The organism is Erythrobacter colymbi (assembly GCF_002155685.1).
Taxonomy (GTDB): Bacteria; Pseudomonadota; Alphaproteobacteria; order Sphingomonadales; family Sphingomonadaceae; genus Erythrobacter; species Erythrobacter colymbi.
Genome location: NZ_MUYK01000019.1, coordinates 22,496 through 40,018 on the forward strand (window position 1 = coordinate 22,496; position 17,523 = coordinate 40,018).

Annotated in this window: 17 protein-coding genes; 3 read left to right on the top strand and 14 right to left on the bottom strand. The window is 62.4% G+C overall.

Going from position 1 to position 17,523, the window contains the following annotated elements:
• Positions 1–49 precede the first annotated feature (49 nt).
• The gene (locus tag BZF57_RS21810; protein WP_143738567.1) at positions 50–187 is read right to left on the bottom strand and encodes a DUF3768 domain-containing protein; all 138 of its coding nucleotides are present in this window, start codon (positions 185–187) and stop codon (positions 50–52) included.
• Positions 188–206: 19 nt separating this feature from the next.
• On the opposite strand from BZF57_RS21810, the gene BZF57_RS18440 reads away from it, so the two are divergent.
• Positions 207–1,358, top strand: a complete 1,152-nt coding sequence (locus BZF57_RS18440; protein ID WP_086740694.1) for an IS110 family RNA-guided transposase — start codon at positions 207–209, stop codon at positions 1,356–1,358.
• 253 nt (positions 1,359–1,611) lie between these two features.
• On the opposite strand, the gene BZF57_RS18445 is transcribed toward BZF57_RS18440, so the two are convergent.
• From BZF57_RS18445 to BZF57_RS18460, 4 genes are all read right to left on the bottom strand, one after another.
• On the bottom strand, positions 1,612–1,938 hold the full coding sequence (locus tag BZF57_RS18445; RefSeq protein WP_058803384.1) for a hypothetical protein: 327 nt from the start codon (positions 1,936–1,938) through the stop codon (positions 1,612–1,614).
• 59 nt (positions 1,939–1,997) lie between these two features.
• On the bottom strand, positions 1,998–3,671 hold the full coding sequence (locus tag BZF57_RS18450; protein WP_039330700.1) for a hypothetical protein: 1,674 nt from the start codon (positions 3,669–3,671) through the stop codon (positions 1,998–2,000).
• A 102-nt stretch (positions 3,672–3,773) separates the two neighbouring features.
• The gene (locus tag BZF57_RS18455; protein ID WP_420810227.1) at positions 3,774–4,439 is read right to left on the bottom strand and encodes a DUF7007 domain-containing protein; all 666 of its coding nucleotides are present in this window, start codon (positions 4,437–4,439) and stop codon (positions 3,774–3,776) included.
• Positions 4,440–4,455: 16 nt separating this feature from the next.
• Positions 4,456–5,742: a hypothetical protein gene (locus BZF57_RS18460; RefSeq protein WP_039330698.1), complete on the bottom strand. Its 1,287-nt coding sequence runs from the start codon at positions 5,740–5,742 to the stop codon at positions 4,456–4,458.
• A gap of 65 nt (positions 5,743–5,807) precedes the next feature.
• Between BZF57_RS18460 and BZF57_RS18465 the strand changes: the two genes are divergently transcribed.
• Entirely contained in the window at positions 5,808–6,305 is a 498-nt protein-coding gene (locus tag BZF57_RS18465; protein ID WP_039330696.1) for a hypothetical protein, read from the top strand.
• 34 nt (positions 6,306–6,339) lie between these two features.
• Here the strand turns inward: BZF57_RS18465 and BZF57_RS18470 are convergent, their stop codons facing one another.
• The 9 genes from BZF57_RS18470 to BZF57_RS18510 form a co-directional block, all read right to left on the bottom strand.
• Positions 6,340–6,834: an RES family NAD+ phosphorylase gene (locus tag BZF57_RS18470; RefSeq protein ID WP_039330694.1), complete on the bottom strand. Its 495-nt coding sequence runs from the start codon at positions 6,832–6,834 to the stop codon at positions 6,340–6,342.
• A 4-nt stretch (positions 6,835–6,838) separates the two neighbouring features.
• Positions 6,839–7,189: an antitoxin Xre/MbcA/ParS toxin-binding domain-containing protein gene (locus BZF57_RS18475; protein WP_022675518.1), complete on the bottom strand. Its 351-nt coding sequence runs from the start codon at positions 7,187–7,189 to the stop codon at positions 6,839–6,841.
• Between the two features lie 81 nt (positions 7,190–7,270).
• Complete coding sequence (locus tag BZF57_RS20960; protein ID WP_039330691.1) at positions 7,271–7,471, bottom strand: hypothetical protein; 201 nt, start codon at positions 7,469–7,471, stop codon at positions 7,271–7,273.
• Between the two features lie 14 nt (positions 7,472–7,485).
• Complete coding sequence (locus BZF57_RS18480) at positions 7,486–8,109, bottom strand: DUF6927 domain-containing protein (RefSeq protein WP_039330689.1); 624 nt, start codon at positions 8,107–8,109, stop codon at positions 7,486–7,488.
• 11 nt (positions 8,110–8,120) lie between these two features.
• The gene (locus tag BZF57_RS18485) at positions 8,121–8,762 is read right to left on the bottom strand and encodes a hypothetical protein (protein WP_052241785.1); all 642 of its coding nucleotides are present in this window, start codon (positions 8,760–8,762) and stop codon (positions 8,121–8,123) included.
• A gap of 407 nt (positions 8,763–9,169) precedes the next feature.
• Complete coding sequence (locus tag BZF57_RS18495; protein WP_338029949.1) at positions 9,170–10,243, bottom strand: ArdC family protein; 1,074 nt, start codon at positions 10,241–10,243, stop codon at positions 9,170–9,172.
• Positions 10,191–12,269 carry a ParB/RepB/Spo0J family partition protein gene (locus BZF57_RS18500; RefSeq protein WP_082739386.1) on the bottom strand — a complete coding sequence of 693 codons (2,079 nt, stop codon included), beginning with the start codon at positions 12,267–12,269 and terminating at the stop codon, positions 10,191–10,193. The genes BZF57_RS18495 and BZF57_RS18500 overlap by 53 nt, the downstream gene beginning before the upstream one ends.
• A 142-nt stretch (positions 12,270–12,411) precedes the next feature.
• The gene (locus tag BZF57_RS18505; RefSeq protein ID WP_240506046.1) at positions 12,412–16,248 is read right to left on the bottom strand and encodes a strawberry notch family protein; all 3,837 of its coding nucleotides are present in this window, start codon (positions 16,246–16,248) and stop codon (positions 12,412–12,414) included.
• A gap of 136 nt (positions 16,249–16,384) precedes the next feature.
• Positions 16,385–16,927 (bottom strand): MarR family winged helix-turn-helix transcriptional regulator, encoded by a 543-nt coding sequence (locus BZF57_RS18510; RefSeq protein ID WP_010339851.1) that lies wholly within the window; start codon positions 16,925–16,927, stop codon positions 16,385–16,387.
• 104 nt (positions 16,928–17,031) lie between these two features.
• Between BZF57_RS18510 and BZF57_RS18515 the strand changes: the two genes are divergently transcribed.
• A complete protein-coding gene (locus BZF57_RS18515; protein ID WP_010339850.1) occupies positions 17,032–17,508 on the top strand; it encodes a YkgB family protein in 477 nt (158 codons plus the stop codon).
• Positions 17,509–17,523 lie beyond the last annotated feature (15 nt).

Consider the following 17,523-nt stretch of genomic DNA (forward strand, 5'->3'; position numbering starts at 1 on the left):
AACTGGGCCGATGCCCCGCGGCGCACTGACATGTCAGCCCCTGAACTCATCAGTAGTCCGCTGGCCGCATCAGCGTGATGACGCGCTGTGTCATCGCTGGATTGGCCGGATCCTCGGACCCGAATGCCAGTTCGGTGTCGTAATAGATCCTATGCAGGCCGGATCGGCTATGCCGTTGTTCCGTCAAACCTCACGGAGAACGCTACATGGAGAACTCGTCGTCATATTACTGCCCCAAGACTTCTGTCATTGTCAGCGTTGAGCTCAGCAAGCGCAACTGGCTTGTTGCTTCGCTCTCGCCAGGAGCGGCGAAGCCTTCGCTACGGACAATTCCTGCCGGGAACAGCGCGGAACTGATCAGTCACCTTCGCAATCTTGAGTGCAAGGCCGCTGATCGTATCGGTGAACCTGCCGCCATTCGCCTGTGCTTCGAGATTGGATATGATGGCTTCTGGCTCGCAAGGCTACTGCGGTCGAACGACATCGATACATATGTGCTGGATCCCGCCAGCTTCCTCGTGTCGCGGCGAGGCAGGCGCGCAAAAACCGACCGCATCGACGCCGAAGCCATGATCGGGATCCTCAAAGCCTATCTCGCTGGCGACAAAAGCGTGTGCCGTGTCGTGGACGTGCCCTCCCCCGAAGAAGAGGACGCACGCAGAGTAATGCGGGAGCGCGGCGATCTCGTGCACGAGCGCACCCGAATTATCTCTCGGATCAGGGGGCTACTTGCATTACAGGGCATACGAACTGTCAAGGCCATCAAGGGTGGTGACTGGTCAAAACAGCTCGACGACACGCGCACCGGCGATGGGCGGCCTTTGCCACCAAACCTTCGTCGACAAATTGAGCGCTGTTTCGAACGGCTCGCGTTGCTCAACGATCAGATCAAGGACATCGAGCGGGACCGCGCTGAAGTTGTGCTCCATGAGGAGTCTACCTTCCCATGCCGAGAGAAAGCGGTTCGCCTTGAGCAGCTGAAGGGCATTGGTCCGAACAGCGCGGCAATGTTGGTTGCAGAGGTTTTTTGCCGAAAGTTCGAAAGCCGACGACACGTCGCGGCCTTCCTTGGGTTAGCTCCGGCGCCCTTCGCCAGCGGCGACGTGTCACGTGATCAGGGCATCAGCAAAGCCGGTAACCGAAGCACACGTGTGCAGATGGTGGAACTTGCCTGGTGTTGGTTGAAATATCAGCCAAGTAGCGAACTGACCGTATGGTATCGCAACCGGTTCAAAGGCAACGGCGCTCGCGCGGCAAAGGTGGGGATCGTTGCGCTCGCCCGAAAATTGTTAATCGCGCTTTGGCGCTTTGTGGAGACCGGTCTGGTCCCTCAAGGTGCCGAGCTCCGCGCCGCCTGATGCTTATGTTGCAACAGGCTCGATAAAGCGACGCGGATTGGTGTGATGTGTGACCGGGAAAGTTGATGGCGCCTGAAAACGCCCAGTAGTAGTTTGGTCCGCATCCGCCTTTGCTCGATCCGGGGATGTGAATACGGATTATGGTGCGCGGGCACGGCCGCGACCGGATACAAGTCTATGCACGGATAGTGCATCAGCTGACCTCGGAACGAATGAAGCCAATCCCTGAGCATTGCGTGTGCCCCCCACCGCGTCAACAGAAGGAACCGTTCAATGCGAACTTGACAAGCCCCGGATCATACAAATCGACTTTCATCAGCACCTTGATGCCATCGACATCCATGCTTGCAAAGTCTCGCTCGGGCGAATCCGGGGCGAAGGTGCAATGGCGCAGAGCGGCCATCAACCGAGCCTGAACCATCATGCTTTGTGCCACCGTGTCGCCGCCGAATTCTGCAAGCAACCCGGAGGTCATGACGATGCGGGCCGTTCGGTCACGGCCCTGGCGCGCGGCATCATTGAGCAGCGCAATGCGCTCGGTGCGTTGCCGCGCGCAAGTGAGGTCAGATGTGTCATGCATTGGAGGTCTCCTCCTGATCCAAGAGACGACGAGCGGACAACCGGACGGCCTCGCGGGACTCAGCCCGCAGGTTGAAAAGCGGAAAGCTGAACATCGATCGCGGTCCCGGCAGCAACGGTAATGGCAACCTGCCGGTCCTTGGGAATGACCCAGAGGATGCCGGCAAGCGTGTCGCGGATACGCGCCGCAATGGCCTCGTCCTCGCCGAGCAGCACCCGGGCCGCGAGCTCGCGCGCATCGCGCAGGAAGTGCTCGTGCTGGGTGTCCCAGGAGTCGGCCTCGCTGTCGTCGTTCGCGCAGAAACAGACGTTCTCGATCAGATCGACCAGCGTTTCAGGCGTCAGCGCCGGACCCGGAACATAGGCAATGCGGATCTGGTCGATGCCGCTGTACCAACCATCCTCGCCGAGGACGAAGGCGACATCTGCCGAGATCCGTTCCTCGCGCTGCGTTACGCTGGCGCGGTGGAAGACGCAGAACCTCAGCTCGATCGTCTCGGCACGAACATGGTCATCGAGCGGGGGGAAGCTGCCGTTTTCGGCGATGACGTGGTCGCGCTCTCCGGCTGCAACATAGAAGCGCACGTTGCCGAGCTGATGCAGCGCGTCATACCAGCCATAGCCAGCGTATGCGGGATGGTTCTCGACGAGGTGCGGGCGCAAGGGGTGGTCGCGCAGCGCGCGCTCCAGTCCCTGGGCAATATCGGGCTCAAGATCCGCGACAAGGATCGTGTCCGCACCTGCTGCGATTTCCTCATACTCGACATTGACGTTGTCGCTCTCCGCAATGGCAGCATGCCAGCGGGGCAGGCAGGGGTCGGCCTCCGGCAGGGCAACCCCAAGATCGCGCGCTTCCTTCCAGTTCTCGAAGGAAAGCCGGTGCTGGCCTCTGTGCGCCAGCGCGGCATAGATCGTGCGCCTGCACGCTGCCTGCAGCGCCGCAAACGCGGCATTCTCGACGAATTCCTTGCGCGCCGGGAGCACAAGGGCAAGGCCCGGGGTGGCCCCGATATCGAGCCGGGCATGGTATGTTTTGCCGCCAAGGCTCTCCGAGACGCTGGCAAGCTTGCGGGTGAGCACCATCCCATAGAAATTCGTGGTGGGGTCCTGGTGGTATTCGCGCCCTTCGAACACGCCGATCTGGCTGCCGTTCCACTCGGCGATGTAGATTGCTTTGGCGAGAAAGTCCTCGCGTGGCATTTCCGTGCCATTGAAGAACACCGGCAGCGGGTAGAACTTCGCGACCTCGCGCAGAATCCGCTCGGTGGTCTGCTCGCTCACGCCGGGCATCAGGAAGCTGATTGTCGTCCCGACGGGGCGAGCAAGGGGCTGCACGGCAATGTCCTGCGCACCGGTCCAGCCATCCGCTGGGACATGGACCGACCATCCGATGTCGGCATCGGTATGACGCGAGCTGATCCGGGTTTCCTTGCCCGCCAGGCTGAAGACACCCATGCCTGCCGGGTCTTCGGCCTCATGGATGTGCTGGCTCCAGCCCGAATCCCCCAGCGCAATCATGGTCTGCGGATGGGCGACTCCGGTTCCATCATCGACAAGGGTCAGGCGCGCTGCGTCCTGATCCGCGCAGCAGGCGATATCGATCCGGGAAGCGCCCGCGCGGCGACTGTTCTGGAGGAGCTCGCCGAGGATATCGCCGATGGTGCCATTGAAGAGGCGCGTGACTTTGGTGATCGTCTTCGGGCTGACGCTGGGTCGAATAACTGTCGGGTTCATGACAAGGGGTCCTTCATCGCACTGTTTCGCCCTTCCCCTCCCCCTTCCCTTCAGAACAGCGGATTGATGCCTGGCCGGAGCCCGGCTGCCTTGGCCTGCTCTTCAGCCAACGCGCTTGGGTCGCAGGGCTTCAGGAATCGGGATGATGTCGTGCGCCGTATCACGCAGCGCCTTAACCTCGCCGCGCGCGGCGTAGAGGTCCTTGGCGATGAGCGCGCAGACCTCGGCCTCGCCATAGGTTGGGCGGCCAAGGTGATCGACGCGCTCGACTTGCCGGGCAATCACGCCGACTTTGCCGTCCGGCACCCACTCGGCCCAATCGCCCCAGGCGCTGGTCACGCAGAATTCGCCGATCGCGGCCATATAGGCCTTGCGCGTCCGCAGGATCGCAGAGGAATTCTCCTCTATGGCCTCGCCGGTGAAGGCGCTGAAGCGGTCCGGGTGCCAACATCGGGTAGTATCGCGGGCAAGCTGCAGCAAGCCCGCAGAGCAGGAGCCCTGCCCTTCAAGCTCGCTGGTGAAGGCAAGGATCGGGAGCCCCCAATCGCAATCTTCTTCGTAGGCCCCGCCTTCGATCCGTAGCGCCGCTGGCATGGCGGCCTGTCTCTGATCGGACAGAATGATACCGCCGTGGCTGGCGGTCATAACTGACCATATGCCGGGGGCCAGCTGATCGGCCTGCTGGACGGCGCCCCAGATGGAAGTGGAGGGACGCGGTGATGGGGCAAAACTGGCATGAGCGAACTCTCCTGTTGCAGGTTCGCTCAGACCCTCCCCCTCTTCTTCAGCTCAGGATCCCGAGAGCGGTCCGGGCAACGATCTCGGGCGTGACGTCTCCAAGAGCGAGGGCCGCCACCGGTCCAAGCTGCGAAAGACGAGTCCGCTCGATTGCCCTGAGGGCGAGATAATCCTCGTCGGACGACTGGAGGATTTGCAGCGCAAAGCGGCACTCCTGCCCGGTGTTGTCGTCGAGAAGGGCGATCAGGAAATCCGGCCTTACGGAGACGTCCGCAAATGGCAGATCGAAGAGGATCTTCTTCACCGCCATCCGGATGTCCCGGCGTCGCAGGATATACTGCGCGTCTTGGAGCGCCCGCAGAACGTCTCGGTCGTGGTCTCGCTCTGTCGGCACGAACTGGTTGCCGCTCAAGACAGGCTGAGCGTAGGCGCGCAGCGCGACATAGCCCTCCTTCCTGCTGTGCTCGCCGACGACGGCGAGCACAAGGAACGGCGGCTCAACTTCGGCGCGGATGATCCCGGTGTGCTGGATGCGGTTCCGGACCGAGATCGTGCCGAGACCGGTGACGATCTCGGTGGAAGTGACCGCATTGGCCTCGAGCAGAAGAAACGCCTGGGGCGCGAATTCATGAGGCCATCTCTCGGCCGCAGCGCGCAGCCGGGCGTGAACCCGCCGCTTTTCGTAATCGATGGCGTTCGTGTAGAGATGGGCCGAGAGCGGAACCCCGGGCGCAATCTCGAGACCTTGCGCAGCCCGGCGCAGGAAACGCATCTCCTGGCTGATCGAGCCCTCCCGTGGCCCTGCTGGCGGAAGCTCGCGCAGCACGTTGGAACCCGCCCGCTCGAGCAGCAGCCACAGCAGTTTGCCGAGGCGCGGGATTGCAACACCACGCGACCGGTCGTCTGGCTCACTGTGGTCCGGTTTCTGGGCGAGTTTCTCCGGCGCCTTCTGGTGCGCGTTGAACAGGCCATCTGGAACATCGAGCGCGTAGAGCGAATCCCTTGCTGTCTCGCGGATGCGCGGCGGTGCCTGGGGCAGGAAAAATGGACACGCCGGCGCATGCATCGGCCTCGAAGTCAGCCGCCGCAGGTAATAGGTTTCCTGAAAGCTCAGGTAGGCCGGGCTCAGCAGCGGCGGCGCGGTGACCTCGCCCAGACAATCGCAGGCGAGCCATTTGTGATTCTCGCGCGCTGTCACGACGAGAGAGACGCAGGCCCGGTGATCGGCCTCGTTGCCATGGCCCGTGTACCAGCGGACCAAGGCTGCTCGCAGACCGTCGCCAATGGCGACGCGCCCGGTGCTACCTGTGGTGTCCTTGGCCACCAACCACATGGTCTGACGCTCTTGACCGCCCCTTTTGTTCACTCTATGTTCGTCACATAGAGGAATTTTGTCTTATGAACAAGGTATTCGATCTCGGCCAATTCGACCTCGATCTGACGCTGCGCGATGCATCGGTTGACCCACTGGTGACGCCTACGCGGCGCTCGCTCGCCAATGCCTCTATCGGGATAGAAGCGTTCGATGCCTATTATTCGGCGCGCGAACTCTACGAAGCGCTGCAGGGGGTTTTCCAGGGCACACCCGGTGCCAAGAACAAGCTGACGCAGGTGCTTTCGTGCCAGTGCGATGATTATCAGCGGTGTCTCTACTACACGCTGGCGGGGCGCGGCATCGTCCAGATGCTGGATGATCTCGAATGGCTGCTCGATCTCCTGCGCCCTCGCTGCGAAATGTCGGGGAAGCTCCTTCGCTCCGGCGAGAGGCCTGCACCGCAGGTCAATCCTTATGTCGCAAGTGAGCCCGACGGGCCCGTTCCAGCACGCTCGGCCGACTTCGTCGAGGGACCCTCGTGGTATCTCGATCCGTCGCTTGGCGGCCGGATCGAAGACTAGGCAGGCATCAGCTTGCCGGCCTAACAGGCAGAAATCAGGGATCGCGCAGGCCAAGCCGGTCGTCGTCATCTACGAGCGTGATGCGCCCTTCCCAGTGCCAGAGGACAAGGTTGAGAGCGTCGGCGGGAGCGCCGCGGGCGTAGCTCGGCACGACAATGCCCACATAGCCTTGCGCGATCGCGGCCTCCGCCAGATCTTGCGTCGGGACCGGTTTGCCTGAGAGCATCCGATCGCGCCACGCCGGGTCGGCGAGCTCAGCCGGTGCGATACCGAAAGGCCGCAATGCAGCCGCATCGCGGCCATCGAGCAACGATCCGATATCGGCCTGATAAGCGACGAGCGTGGTGGGCTGGAGGGTGCCAACCTGATTGGCCTCGCGCAGCGCGGTCTCAGGGGCGAGGGAAGTATAGAGCGCGCTGCGCCCGATGCGATTGAACCGTCCGCCAAACCGGGCCGCCCCCTCCCCTGAGAGGGGTTCACGGGACCAGACCGGATTGTGGGCGCGGTAGAGCAGCCCGGTGAAGTGCATGAGGCTAGGCGTGAATGCCGGCGTCGACGGCGTCGATATAGGTCAGAACGTCATCGGCCCGGTTGTTCTGCACAAGCTGCATTGCAGTCTGGCCCGAAAAGCCCGGCAGCGGCTCAGAGCGGTACCAGGCATAGGCCAGCAAGGCTGAACCGAACCGCGGTTCGACCTTGTTGAGCACTTCGACCATCTGCCGAAGGCGGCGCTGGGTACGATCGGAGGCAATCCGGTCCTTGCGCTGGATCGCGTCCTTGCCGAGACCCAGCGAGCGCGCCAGTTCGTCGCTGGTGGTGCGCAGCGCATCGACGATTTTGCGCGGAGCAAACGCGCCATTGTCCGCATAGTTCTGAATCGCCATTGCAAAGCTCCATGACTTCTGACGCGATATAGCGTCATTCTGCATGGCTTTCAAGCTGCCATAGGGCTGGCGCCGAGTTCGTCACAGGACGACAACTTGCAGTTCGATCGCACCGGGTGGGTTTTCTCCCGTCGGCATGACACAGAAGGGCTGGAGCGTGTTGCCGGTTCTGACCACAGCGTGGCTCTTCCCGGTTTTCGCGCTCATCCGGATGGCGACGCGCTCGGCATTGGCCCGCCCGCAAAGGACACGGCGGCGCGGATCGAGGCTGGCAGAAGTCATGGAAGAGGCCCTCGCTACTGGGCTATCGGGAAGAAGGTCTTGATCCTTCGGGCGGGACGAATGATCTCGAAGCGCCGCTCCATCAGCCGGGAGATACGATAGGCCCCGAAGCCATCGGGTGTCCGCAGCTCGATCTTGCTCCCGCGCTTGCTGACCCGGAACTCGCGGTGTTCGCTGCCGTCAGTAAAGCGCAGCGGTTCGGGAAGCCGCAGGATGTCGCCATCGGCAACCTTTCGCTCCTTGAGACGCAGCATGGCGTAACACCGGTTGCGCCAGTCCAGGGCATAGGGGTGCGAGGATGAGGTGAGCAGTTCCAGGATGCTTCGCGGGCAATTCGCCTCGACGGGGCCAGATTGCTCATCCATGTCCTTGTAGCCGAAGATCAGGCCATCGGCCGCCTTCGGGTTCCAGTGGACCAGGCAGATAACCGCCGTCACGTAGAGCCTCTCGCGATCTTCACCGTAGCGCTCGACGGCTGCATAGTAGGTGCTGCCGGTGAAAACGCTCTTGAGGACCCGGCACCCCCGGAACGGAGCATCTTCGCAGGCCTCCCGTTCGTAGGTCAGCTGATCGTCGAGATAGGCTTTGGGCGTTTCATGCCCTCCCATCCCTGCGCGGTGCATGTAGAGCCAGCCCATGTGCGTGTCCTTCAGATGAGCCCCGGCTGAGCCGGAGGTGCGATTTGCAGTTCGCGGGCGATCCGCGCTGTGAGTGCCGGAATGTCGGCAAGCGCGGTGATCGGAGCCTTGCGCATGACCGCGCCGGGGGGCTTCCAGAACGGGTTCCGCCAGGCGAGACCCGGTTCGCCGAACCGCTCGGGGCTGATGCGGATGTAGACACCGTCTGCTTCGAGCACATGCTCACCGGCGAGGGCCTCCTGCGAGGTGTAGTAGCTGATGCGGTAGGCGGAATGATCGAGCCCGATCCCGGCTGCGATCTGGCGCAGCGCGCGCGTACCCTCGCGCCGGTAGTGTCGCAGTTCTTCAGGACGATAGTCGATCCCGCGCTTGACCAGCGCAATGATCGCAGGTCGGTGCTTGAGCTCGCCGAGGCGCTCGATGCACTGTGCCCGCAAGATCTGGTCGTCGGCCTCGCAGGTTGTCGGCCTTCCGTCGGCAATGCGCTGAAGGTGGCGAGTGAGGAGCAGAACCGCGGGACAGGTGGCGACCTGCCGGCCTGCGAGGCGCACATCATCGACGGCCTCGTTCAATGCTCGCAGCGCGGTCTCGAACGTCGTCAGCCCATAGGGCTCGAGCGCGCGGCGGTAACGATAATCGATGTCGCAGGACATGCGGCTTCCTTTCCATTGCAAGTGCAATGGCCTCCTCCCCCTCCCCTCAATGCAGACTGCGGTGATGTTTCCCTGAGCTTCTCAGGGACAGTGGCTCATAGATCATCGGCCGCAAGAGAGCCCCGGGAGCGACCTGTTCGAGGATTCTCGCAATCGCCGAGACCGCAGCGCCAGCCTCGGTTGTCTGGATAACCAGGGAGCCGCCCTGCCCCGGATCGGACACCAGTGACCAACCGGGTTCTCCTTTGCCGAGGAGGCTCTCCAGGACCGCATGACGGTTCCGCCCGGGGAACAGCACCCCAACATGGCCGCCGAGCGCTGCGCCAATGTCCGCAGAACCTCTGCTCGCAAGGTCGCTGGCATAGCGGCTCAGCTGCGCAAGCCGCACCGCGTCGTCTGCGGTTGGCTCAAGCGTAAGCCGGAACTGGCGCCTCTTCATGGGCTTCCTCCGCAGGTTCACTCTCATAGCCCGAATAGGCTGCAAGCAGGTTGAAAGCCTGATCGGCCTTGGCGGCAGCCGTGATGATCGCGGTCTTGTCGGATTTCAGGATATCGAGCCAATGGGCGATGTAGCTGGCGTGGCTTTCATGGAGGTCTGCGGGGAGGCCCAGCTCATAGCAGATCCGGGCACTGACCTGCTCCGCGACCAGTTCCTCGAAGGCGTAGGCCTTGTCGCCGAACCGCTTGCCGAATGTGCGCGCGAGCCGCGAGGGGTGCCCGCTCCAATGGCCGAGTTCGTGCGCTTTGGTGGCGACATATCCGTCCTCGGTGCGGAAGGCGCCGCGTTCTGGAAGCTGGATATAGTCTCCGCCCGGAGAGAAGAATGCACGGTCACCGCCATGGCGGATATCAGCAGGTATCGGAGCAAAGAAGGCCTGGATGGCCGCTGCCTTCACAGAGGGTTGCGGCGGTGCTTCGGGGACCGGACTGGGATAGAAATGCGGCGGCAGGCCTTCGATCTGCGAGGCATTGAAAACGCTGTAGGATCGCATGAACCGGATGGTTTTCGACGTCTCCTCGCCAGTCGCCTGATCTACGTCGGTCTTGCTCGTGCTGTTGAAATAGATGCTCGGCTCGGCCGTCTCACCCTTGCGCACTTGCCCGCCCAGTTCCTGAGCCTGACGATAGGTCATCCAGTAGCGCGAGGCGTAGCCGAAGCAGTCGGCGACAGCCCAGAGATAGAGGCGATTGATCCCGGTGTAGGGCAGTCCGCCTGCACGCAAGGGCGCGCCCCCTGCCCCGGTCTTTTTCCAGGGCCGCCGCCAGGGCATTGTGCCGGCCTCGATCCGTGCAATGATGAGATTGGTAATTTCCTGCGCGACATCGCGCTTTGGTCCGCGGCGCATCGGCATTTCCCTTCGTGGAAGAAGAAGGCCCGGCCACTCGAGTGAGCGACCGGGCCAGGACATCAGGAGGAGGGTGAGGCGTTCAGGCAGCCACTGCCGTGTCTGTGGCGGCGCCTTCGGGTTCCTCTTCGGCATCCGGCAGTGCGACCACCCCCTCGATCGCGTCGATGTCGGCCTTGCCGTCTTCGGAGGCATCAGGATCAGCGCTTTGTGCGCCCTCCGGCATGGCCGCACTGAACTTCATGGCCTCGGGCAGCCAGGCAAGGGCGGCTTCCTTGACCTCCTGCTCGATGATCGCCTTACCGGCGAAGATCGTCTCGCACGTCTTGGCGAGGTCCGCCTTCTTGGACGCCGCATAGCGCGCAGCGAGGTCACTTCCGCCAACCTCGGTCAGCGCGGCGAGGCAGGAAGTCTTGCTCACCCGGTCGAAGAAATTCTCGGCAGTCGGCCGCCACAGAGCCGCAACGTCGACATCGAGCATCGACCCAAGCACGGCATGAACCGGATGATACTCGGATCCATAGCCCTTCTTGGCCTCGAGCGAGAGCGCCACCGCATAGGCAAGCCAGGCCGCCTTAGCGTCATCTTCGAGGTCGCGGAAGGCGATGAAACGGGCCGCAACACTGCCCTGCTCCTGCCACGCCTTGTCGAGACCATCCTCGGCCTCGGCGAGAATGCCCTCGGCCGCTGATTGCGGAACCTCGCCGGTCGCAGGATCGCTCGGCCGTCCCGCCTTGATCGAGGTGCCCTTCCCCTCATAGCTGCGATTGTCCGCGAGCGCGAAGATGGCGAAATCGAGGGCAAGCCCCGGATCGCCAAGCAGGCAGGCCGACAGGATATTGCGGCGCTGAACGGCGAGCTCGTCGAACAGCCTCGCGCTGATCGGCTTCTCGCTTCCGGGTGCGATCGCCTCAGGCCGTGCGGGAGCACCACTTGCGCGGCTCCCTGAGGTCGGCGCTGGCTCTTCTGCCGTTGCGGTGACATTGCCTTGGTCATCGGTCTCGAACGACAGCCGCTTCTCGCTGTAGTAATCGGCCTCGAGAACCATCTCGCCGCGGGTGGTGAGCACGAGGAAGCGGCCGACTTCACCGCGCCATTCTTCAGGCAGCTCGCGAACCGGATTGTTGAGGTCGCTGCGTTCGGCATCGAGAGCCTCGTATTCGGCCTCGAGCTTTCCGAAATCGACGTCCTCTTGCTCTTCACCTTCATCGAAGATCGCGTTGATCTCATCTATCCGGGCATCGATCTCGTCGATGCGGGCGCGCGCCGTTTCCGAGAGGGGCACGGGCGGGAGCCGGACAGCGGAGACGCCCATCTCGCTGCGGGCCTGCCAGGAATTGCTGGCGGCCACCGGGCTGATCCAGGCGAGACCGGTCTCCGAGGTCAGGCGCTCGGCTTCCGCTTCCATCTTTTCGGAGGCGAGCCGGTGCGCGATCTCGATATCGATCCAGCGATCCTCGCCCGCATCGCTGAACAGATCCCGCTCGACCTTGCCGCCGGCAGCCACATAGGCATCTTCGCCGATCAGAAGCGCGATAGGGTCATTACCGCGCATCGAGCCGGTGGCGACCATGCGGCGAATGGCGTCGGCGCTGGGGTTGTAGGCATGGCGCATCTGCTCGAAGACGCGGATCTGCACTTCGTGCTGGTCGGTCGCAGCATAAGCTTTGGCGATTTCGAGGGTGATGTCACCGGCGGCGAGTGCCTCGAAAATCGGCGCTGCCAGATTAGCAAGGCGCAGCCGGCCTTCGACGAACCGCTGGGTGAGTCCGAAGCGCTTGGCTACGGCCGCGATATCGCTGCCTTCCTTGATGAAATGCTGGAAGGCGCGGCATTCTTCAGCCGGAGACATGCCGACCCGCTGGAAGTTCTCGGCGAGCGAGGCTTCGCCCGCCGTCTCTTCGCTACCCTCGAGCAGCTTGCATTCTACTTCGGCATCCGCAGCCCAGGCCCCGCGATCAATGATCATGCCAATGGCCCGCAGGCGGCGGCCACCGGCGATCACCGCAAACTGGCCGCGCTTCTTGCTCTTGGTCACCAGCAGGTTCTGCAGGAGGCCGCGGGCCTCGATGTCCGCAGAAAGCTGCGCGTCGTCTTGGTCATTGCGTGTTTTGCGCACGTTCGCATCGCTCAAATAGAGCTTGGAAAAGGGAATCAGCATCTCGGTCACTCCTGATCTGCTCCCGGCCATCACCGGGGCACAGATCCCCTCCCCCTCCCCTTGTTTGTCGGGTTCAAGCATCCAAGATCCTGTGCACTTGTCGCAGTCACCGTGGGTTCAGCGCCTTCGGTGCTGCCTCCCATCACCGCATCAGGAGCGCCGCCAGCACGGCCTCTGCTGCCGTTGTCGGAATGAACACCCTTGTGCGGAACGAAATGATCTCGGTGAAACAGCCGATGCTCTTCAACCAGGGCAGCTGATCGACGGGGGCGCCAACGATCTCGTAGCGCTGCTCGTTGGCGACCCGCGAGGACTTGATGGTGGCCTCGAACGGTTGCTTGATAGGTATCGTCCGATGCTCGCCGAGCGCCTTGAGGATCGTTTGCTCCGAGAGTTCGACATTCGAGGTAATGTCGAACTTCTGCAAAAGGTTTGCGACGTCGAGCTCGTGAACGATGCGGCCGAGCCAGCTGCGTCCCTCCTCATCGACGATTCGCCTCACTTCCAGATAGTCGATCGGAAGGCTCGACCATATCGGCAGCAGCAGTCCTGTGGCGAGGTAGATCTTCTCGGTTGTCAGCTTCTCGGCCAGCTCGGCGACTTCGGCACACCAAAGTTGCTCGAAGGTCTCCCGAGGACATTCCGCCCACGCAGACTCGGCAAGATCATCAAGGTGATGGTATTCGCGGCGCAGCGGTCGGTGGAGAATGACGCGGCGGATCAGTTCGCCCCGATCGGTCATGAAATGCCGGGACGGCTCAGCCAGCGCCGCCCTGCCGCTCTTGGTATTGTGCATCAGCATGCACCCGTCCGACAGCTCGAGGCGCTGCTTCACCCTTTCCAGCGTGATTGGCCGGGTACGCGTCCTGAGCGCCAGCTGGAGGAGGTGCGAGGTCGCCCCGGTCCGTGCATCCGTCCGCAGCACAATATCTTCGATGACGTCGGCACTTTCGACCTGGATCGTTTCGACGCCCACATCGAGAGAACCGGCCTCACGCGCCGCGGAAACCCGGGCTTCGAGGAGCCCGAGAAACTCATCGAAAATTGCGTTCTGCATGCCGATCGGCAGGGCAAGAATGCGGTTGAGCCACCGCTGGATCGGGGGAAGGTCTTCTTCGAGCACGCCATCCTGGGAGACGATCGTCAATCCGCTGCGTTGCTCGAAGTCGGACAAGGTCACGCTCTTCAGCGTTCCCTCTGCGAGGAGGCCGAACCAGCTGGTGAGCGCCGCCTTGGCATAAGGGCTTTCGAGATTGTCCGCCGGATCGAACAGATTCTGGCCACCGGTTTGGCGCTGGCCACGCGTCAATGCCCCAAGGCTGTCGAGGCGCCGCGCGATCGTGCTGGTGAAGCGCAGCTCACCTTTGCAGTTGGTCGTGACCGGCCTGAATAGGGGGGTGTTCGCCTGATGAGTGCGGTGGGTGCGGCCGAGGCCCTGGATGGCCCGGTCAGCGCGCCAGCCCGGCTCTAGAAGGAAATGCACCCGGCGCTTCTGGCAGGGTGCGTCAAGGCTGGCATGGTAGGAACGCCCCGTTCCGCCTGCATCGCTGAAGACGAGAATGGGTTTGCGGCCATCCATGAACTGGTCGGTTTCCGACTGGTTCGTGCGGGGGGAGCGAGTTTCGAGGCGCTGGCTACCATCGGCCTGAGAAATGAGGCGCTTTGTGCGCCCGGTGACTTCTGCGACCTTATCCGTCCCGTAGTGTTCGATGATCCCGTCGAGGGCTGGCTTGATTGGCGGCATCGCGCAAAGATGCTCGATCAGCTCGGCGCGCCGGGCGATCGCAGCCTGGTTGTGCACGGGGCGGCCGTCCTCGTCGAACATCGGCGTCGAACGGGTAGCACCGGTGTCGTCGGTGTAGAACGTCATCTGCTGGGTGGGAAAAGCTCGCTCGAGGTATTCGATGACCGCATCAAGCGGGCTGAGATCAAGGTCGAGTTCGGCCCGCTCTTCGGGTGAAAGGCTGTCGAGCCTTCGGTCGAGGATGCTTTCGGCGGTCGAGACCAGCTGAACCACGACCACGTCATCCTGGTCCAGGTGCTTATTGATGGCGCTGATCAGAGTCGGGAGCTTCATCGAAAGCAGCAGCTGGTTGAAGAAGCGCTGCTTGGTGCTTTCGAAGCGGCTGCGGGCTGCGGCCTTCGCGCCGCCGTTCAGCGTGGTGCCGTCGATCTCGTCGACCACACCGGTCAGCGCGAGCGCCTCCTCCATGTTCTGGTGAATAATCGCCCAAGCATCCGCATAGGTGTCGTAGACAGCGATCTGCTGGGCCGTCAGGCCGTGCTTGAGGATTTCGTACTCGACCCCGGCAAAGCTCAGCGCCCGTGCCTGGTAAAGCCCAAGGGCCTTAAGGTCGCGCGACACCAGCTCCATCGCAGCGATGCCACCTGCCCTGATCTGGCTGATGAAATCCTCGCGGTTGGCAAACGCCGTTCCTGGTCCCCAAAGGCCGAGCCGAACCGCATAGGCGAGATTGTTGGCTTCAGAGGCCCCGGTCGCCGAGGCATAGAGCACGCGGGCCTTGGGCAGATGGTTCTGGAGCATGACGCCGGCGATGCCCTGCTGGGAACCTGATTTGCTCCCGCGGGCGCCCTCGCCTCCTGCCACCCCGCCCATTTCGTGGCTCTCATCAAAGGCGATGACACCTTCGAAATCCGCCCCGGCCCAGTCCAGCAATTGCTTCAGACGGGTCGCATCCTGCCTCTGACTGCGCAGCGTCGGGTACGTGACGAAGAGGATCCCCTCGCGGAACGGCACTGGCTGATCGATTTTCCAGCTGGAGAGCGGTTGAATGTCGGCAGTCATCCCGCCGATCGCGCTCCAATCCCGGCGCGCATCTTCGAGCAGGCTCTCGTTCTTGGATACCCAGATCGCCTTGCGGCGTCCGGCTAGCCAGTTGTCTAGAATGCAGGCGGCAATCTGTCGGCCTTTGCCCGCGCCAGTGCCATCACCGAGGAAGTAGCCCTTGCGGTAGCTGTGTCCGTCTTCGGCCAGAGTGAGAGCGACACCTTCGTCAGCCGGGACGAACAGGCCCGGCAGATACTGCTGCCAGGCATTGCCGGCATAGATCACCGTCTCGAGCTGCGCTTCCGAAAGCAGGCTTTCTTTGAGGATGCGGCCCTGCAGGCTGGGGCAATACTCCGGCACCGGCGCTGGTATGGAGCCCATGGCCACACTTTCCACCAGCGGGGTCGGGTGCGCCTTTGCACCATCGATGTCGATCCGGCTCGGGCGGTAAGGCAGATAGACACCGGCCTGCTCGCCCAGAGGGCGCGGCGTTGCCAGGCTGCGAAAAACAAGCGGCGATATCGATGGCGCTTCGATTACGCGCGGCTTAGCCGCAGGCGGCTTTGCACTTGTGCGCATCGCCTTGAAAAGCGTGCCGGGCTTGGTCTGCTGCCGTGCGTAAATTGGTGAAGCCTCGCAAGGACCGACTGCCCGCTTCACCACTGCAACCGCCGCGGCAATCTCGGCGACATTCGATCTAGCGAGGATCGCAGGACGGATGTTTCCGGGAACCTTGTCGATCACGTAGAGGCGAACCGGCACGCTGGTCCCCTGCTTGTGGTAGCACCTGGCAAGGCGGCAAGCTGTTTGCACCGTGCAGTTCTCGAATGTCTGGTCATAGATTTTCGAGAGCCTAGCGCTGGTGGTGAACCAGTCCGGCATGATAGCGACAAGTCTGCCGCCAGGAGCCAATCGACCGAGCGCGGCGCGCAGATGGCGGACAGCAGCGAATTGATCGACGCCCCTTCCCTCCGAACGGGAGAACGGGGGGTTCATGAGAATCAGGCTGGGGCGCAGCGAAGGATCCAGCGCGGAAGCCAGCATCGCACCGTCGATCCCGGTAAGCTTGGCATGTTTGAACAGCAGAGCGAGTTTCTCACGGCGTTTGGGATCAAGCTCATTGAGGTGCAGCTGCCTTACTGTCGGCAGGCTGGCCACGAGCGCACCATGTCCCGCACTCGGCTCCAGCACGATGTCGTCTGGCCGGGGCTGCGCAAGGACAGTCGCAAGTGCCGCAAGATCGGCAGGCGTGGAGAACTGTTGAAACCGAATCTGGGGTCAGGACATAGAACGGGCACAGATATACGCTAAGCGTCTCTGCGCGCACTTATGGGTCGACTCTATGCGTCGACGACTCCAGCATTCCAAAGGCATCCATCGGACAGTTGTAGCATCGCCTCTCGTCGCAGAGCCGGCATATCGTCAGCGCCGAGACAGCGTCGTCAGACATCTGCGCAAGTATTGTCTCGGCAATACGTTCCAGCACGAGGCGGTCAGCATTCGAGACATGGCTAAGGATTTCGGATAAAGTCTCGTTTCTTCGTTGCAGGATCGCAGATAGGCGAGTCTCGCCTGCCTCAGTGAGCATCAGCGCTACTGCACGACGGTCCCGTAGCGCTTTGGATCGAACGGCGAACCCGGCTGCAACCAATCGATCGACAAGCCGCACCGTCCCCGCGTGGGACAAGCCTAGCACCCGTCCTAATTCGTCGATCGAAAGACCGGTCGCGTGACCGATGACGACGATCGCCGCGGTGGTTTCGCCACCGCCGGGTATCGTCGGGTCGAATGCCGCCTTCTTAATTCGATCGGTGATGCCCACTGCGAGGGCGCCGAACAGATTGACGAGCCGGTCCGAGAGTACGTTCAAAGGGTTGCATCATTCATTGATGGCGCATAGTGTATGCGCAGCGCATATATCACGCCTGTCTAAGCATGAAGGCAGGTCATGCGCCATGATGAAAGCGAGGCACCATGTTTTCGACATTACACATAGCTGAAAAGACGACCGGCTCTCGCGGGTCTCTCGCGTTGCTGCGCTGGGCGCTGGTGGTCATCTTTCTCTGGTTCGGTTGCATGAAATTCACGAGCTATGAAGCGATGGGCATCGCGCCATTGATGAAGAACAGTCCGATCATGAGCTGGATTCCGGCCGTTTTTGGGGTGCAGGGTGGAAGCTATTTTATAGGCACCGTCGAGCTCGCGACGGCCGCTGCGCTGATTATCGGTGCTTTCAACAAGACGGCCTCCGCTCTCGGCGCGGCGATGTCATGCCTAACTTATGCCGTGACACTGACGTTTTTCCTGAGCACGCCTGGCGTCGCCGAGCCGACCGCTGGCGGGTTCCCGGCGATTTCGGCCGGAACCGGACAGTTCCTGTTGAAGGACCTGGTGCTTCTTGCGGCATCAGCGTGCCTTCTACTTGCGTCCATACGGACAGCAGACGCGTGACGGCAAACAGGTGAT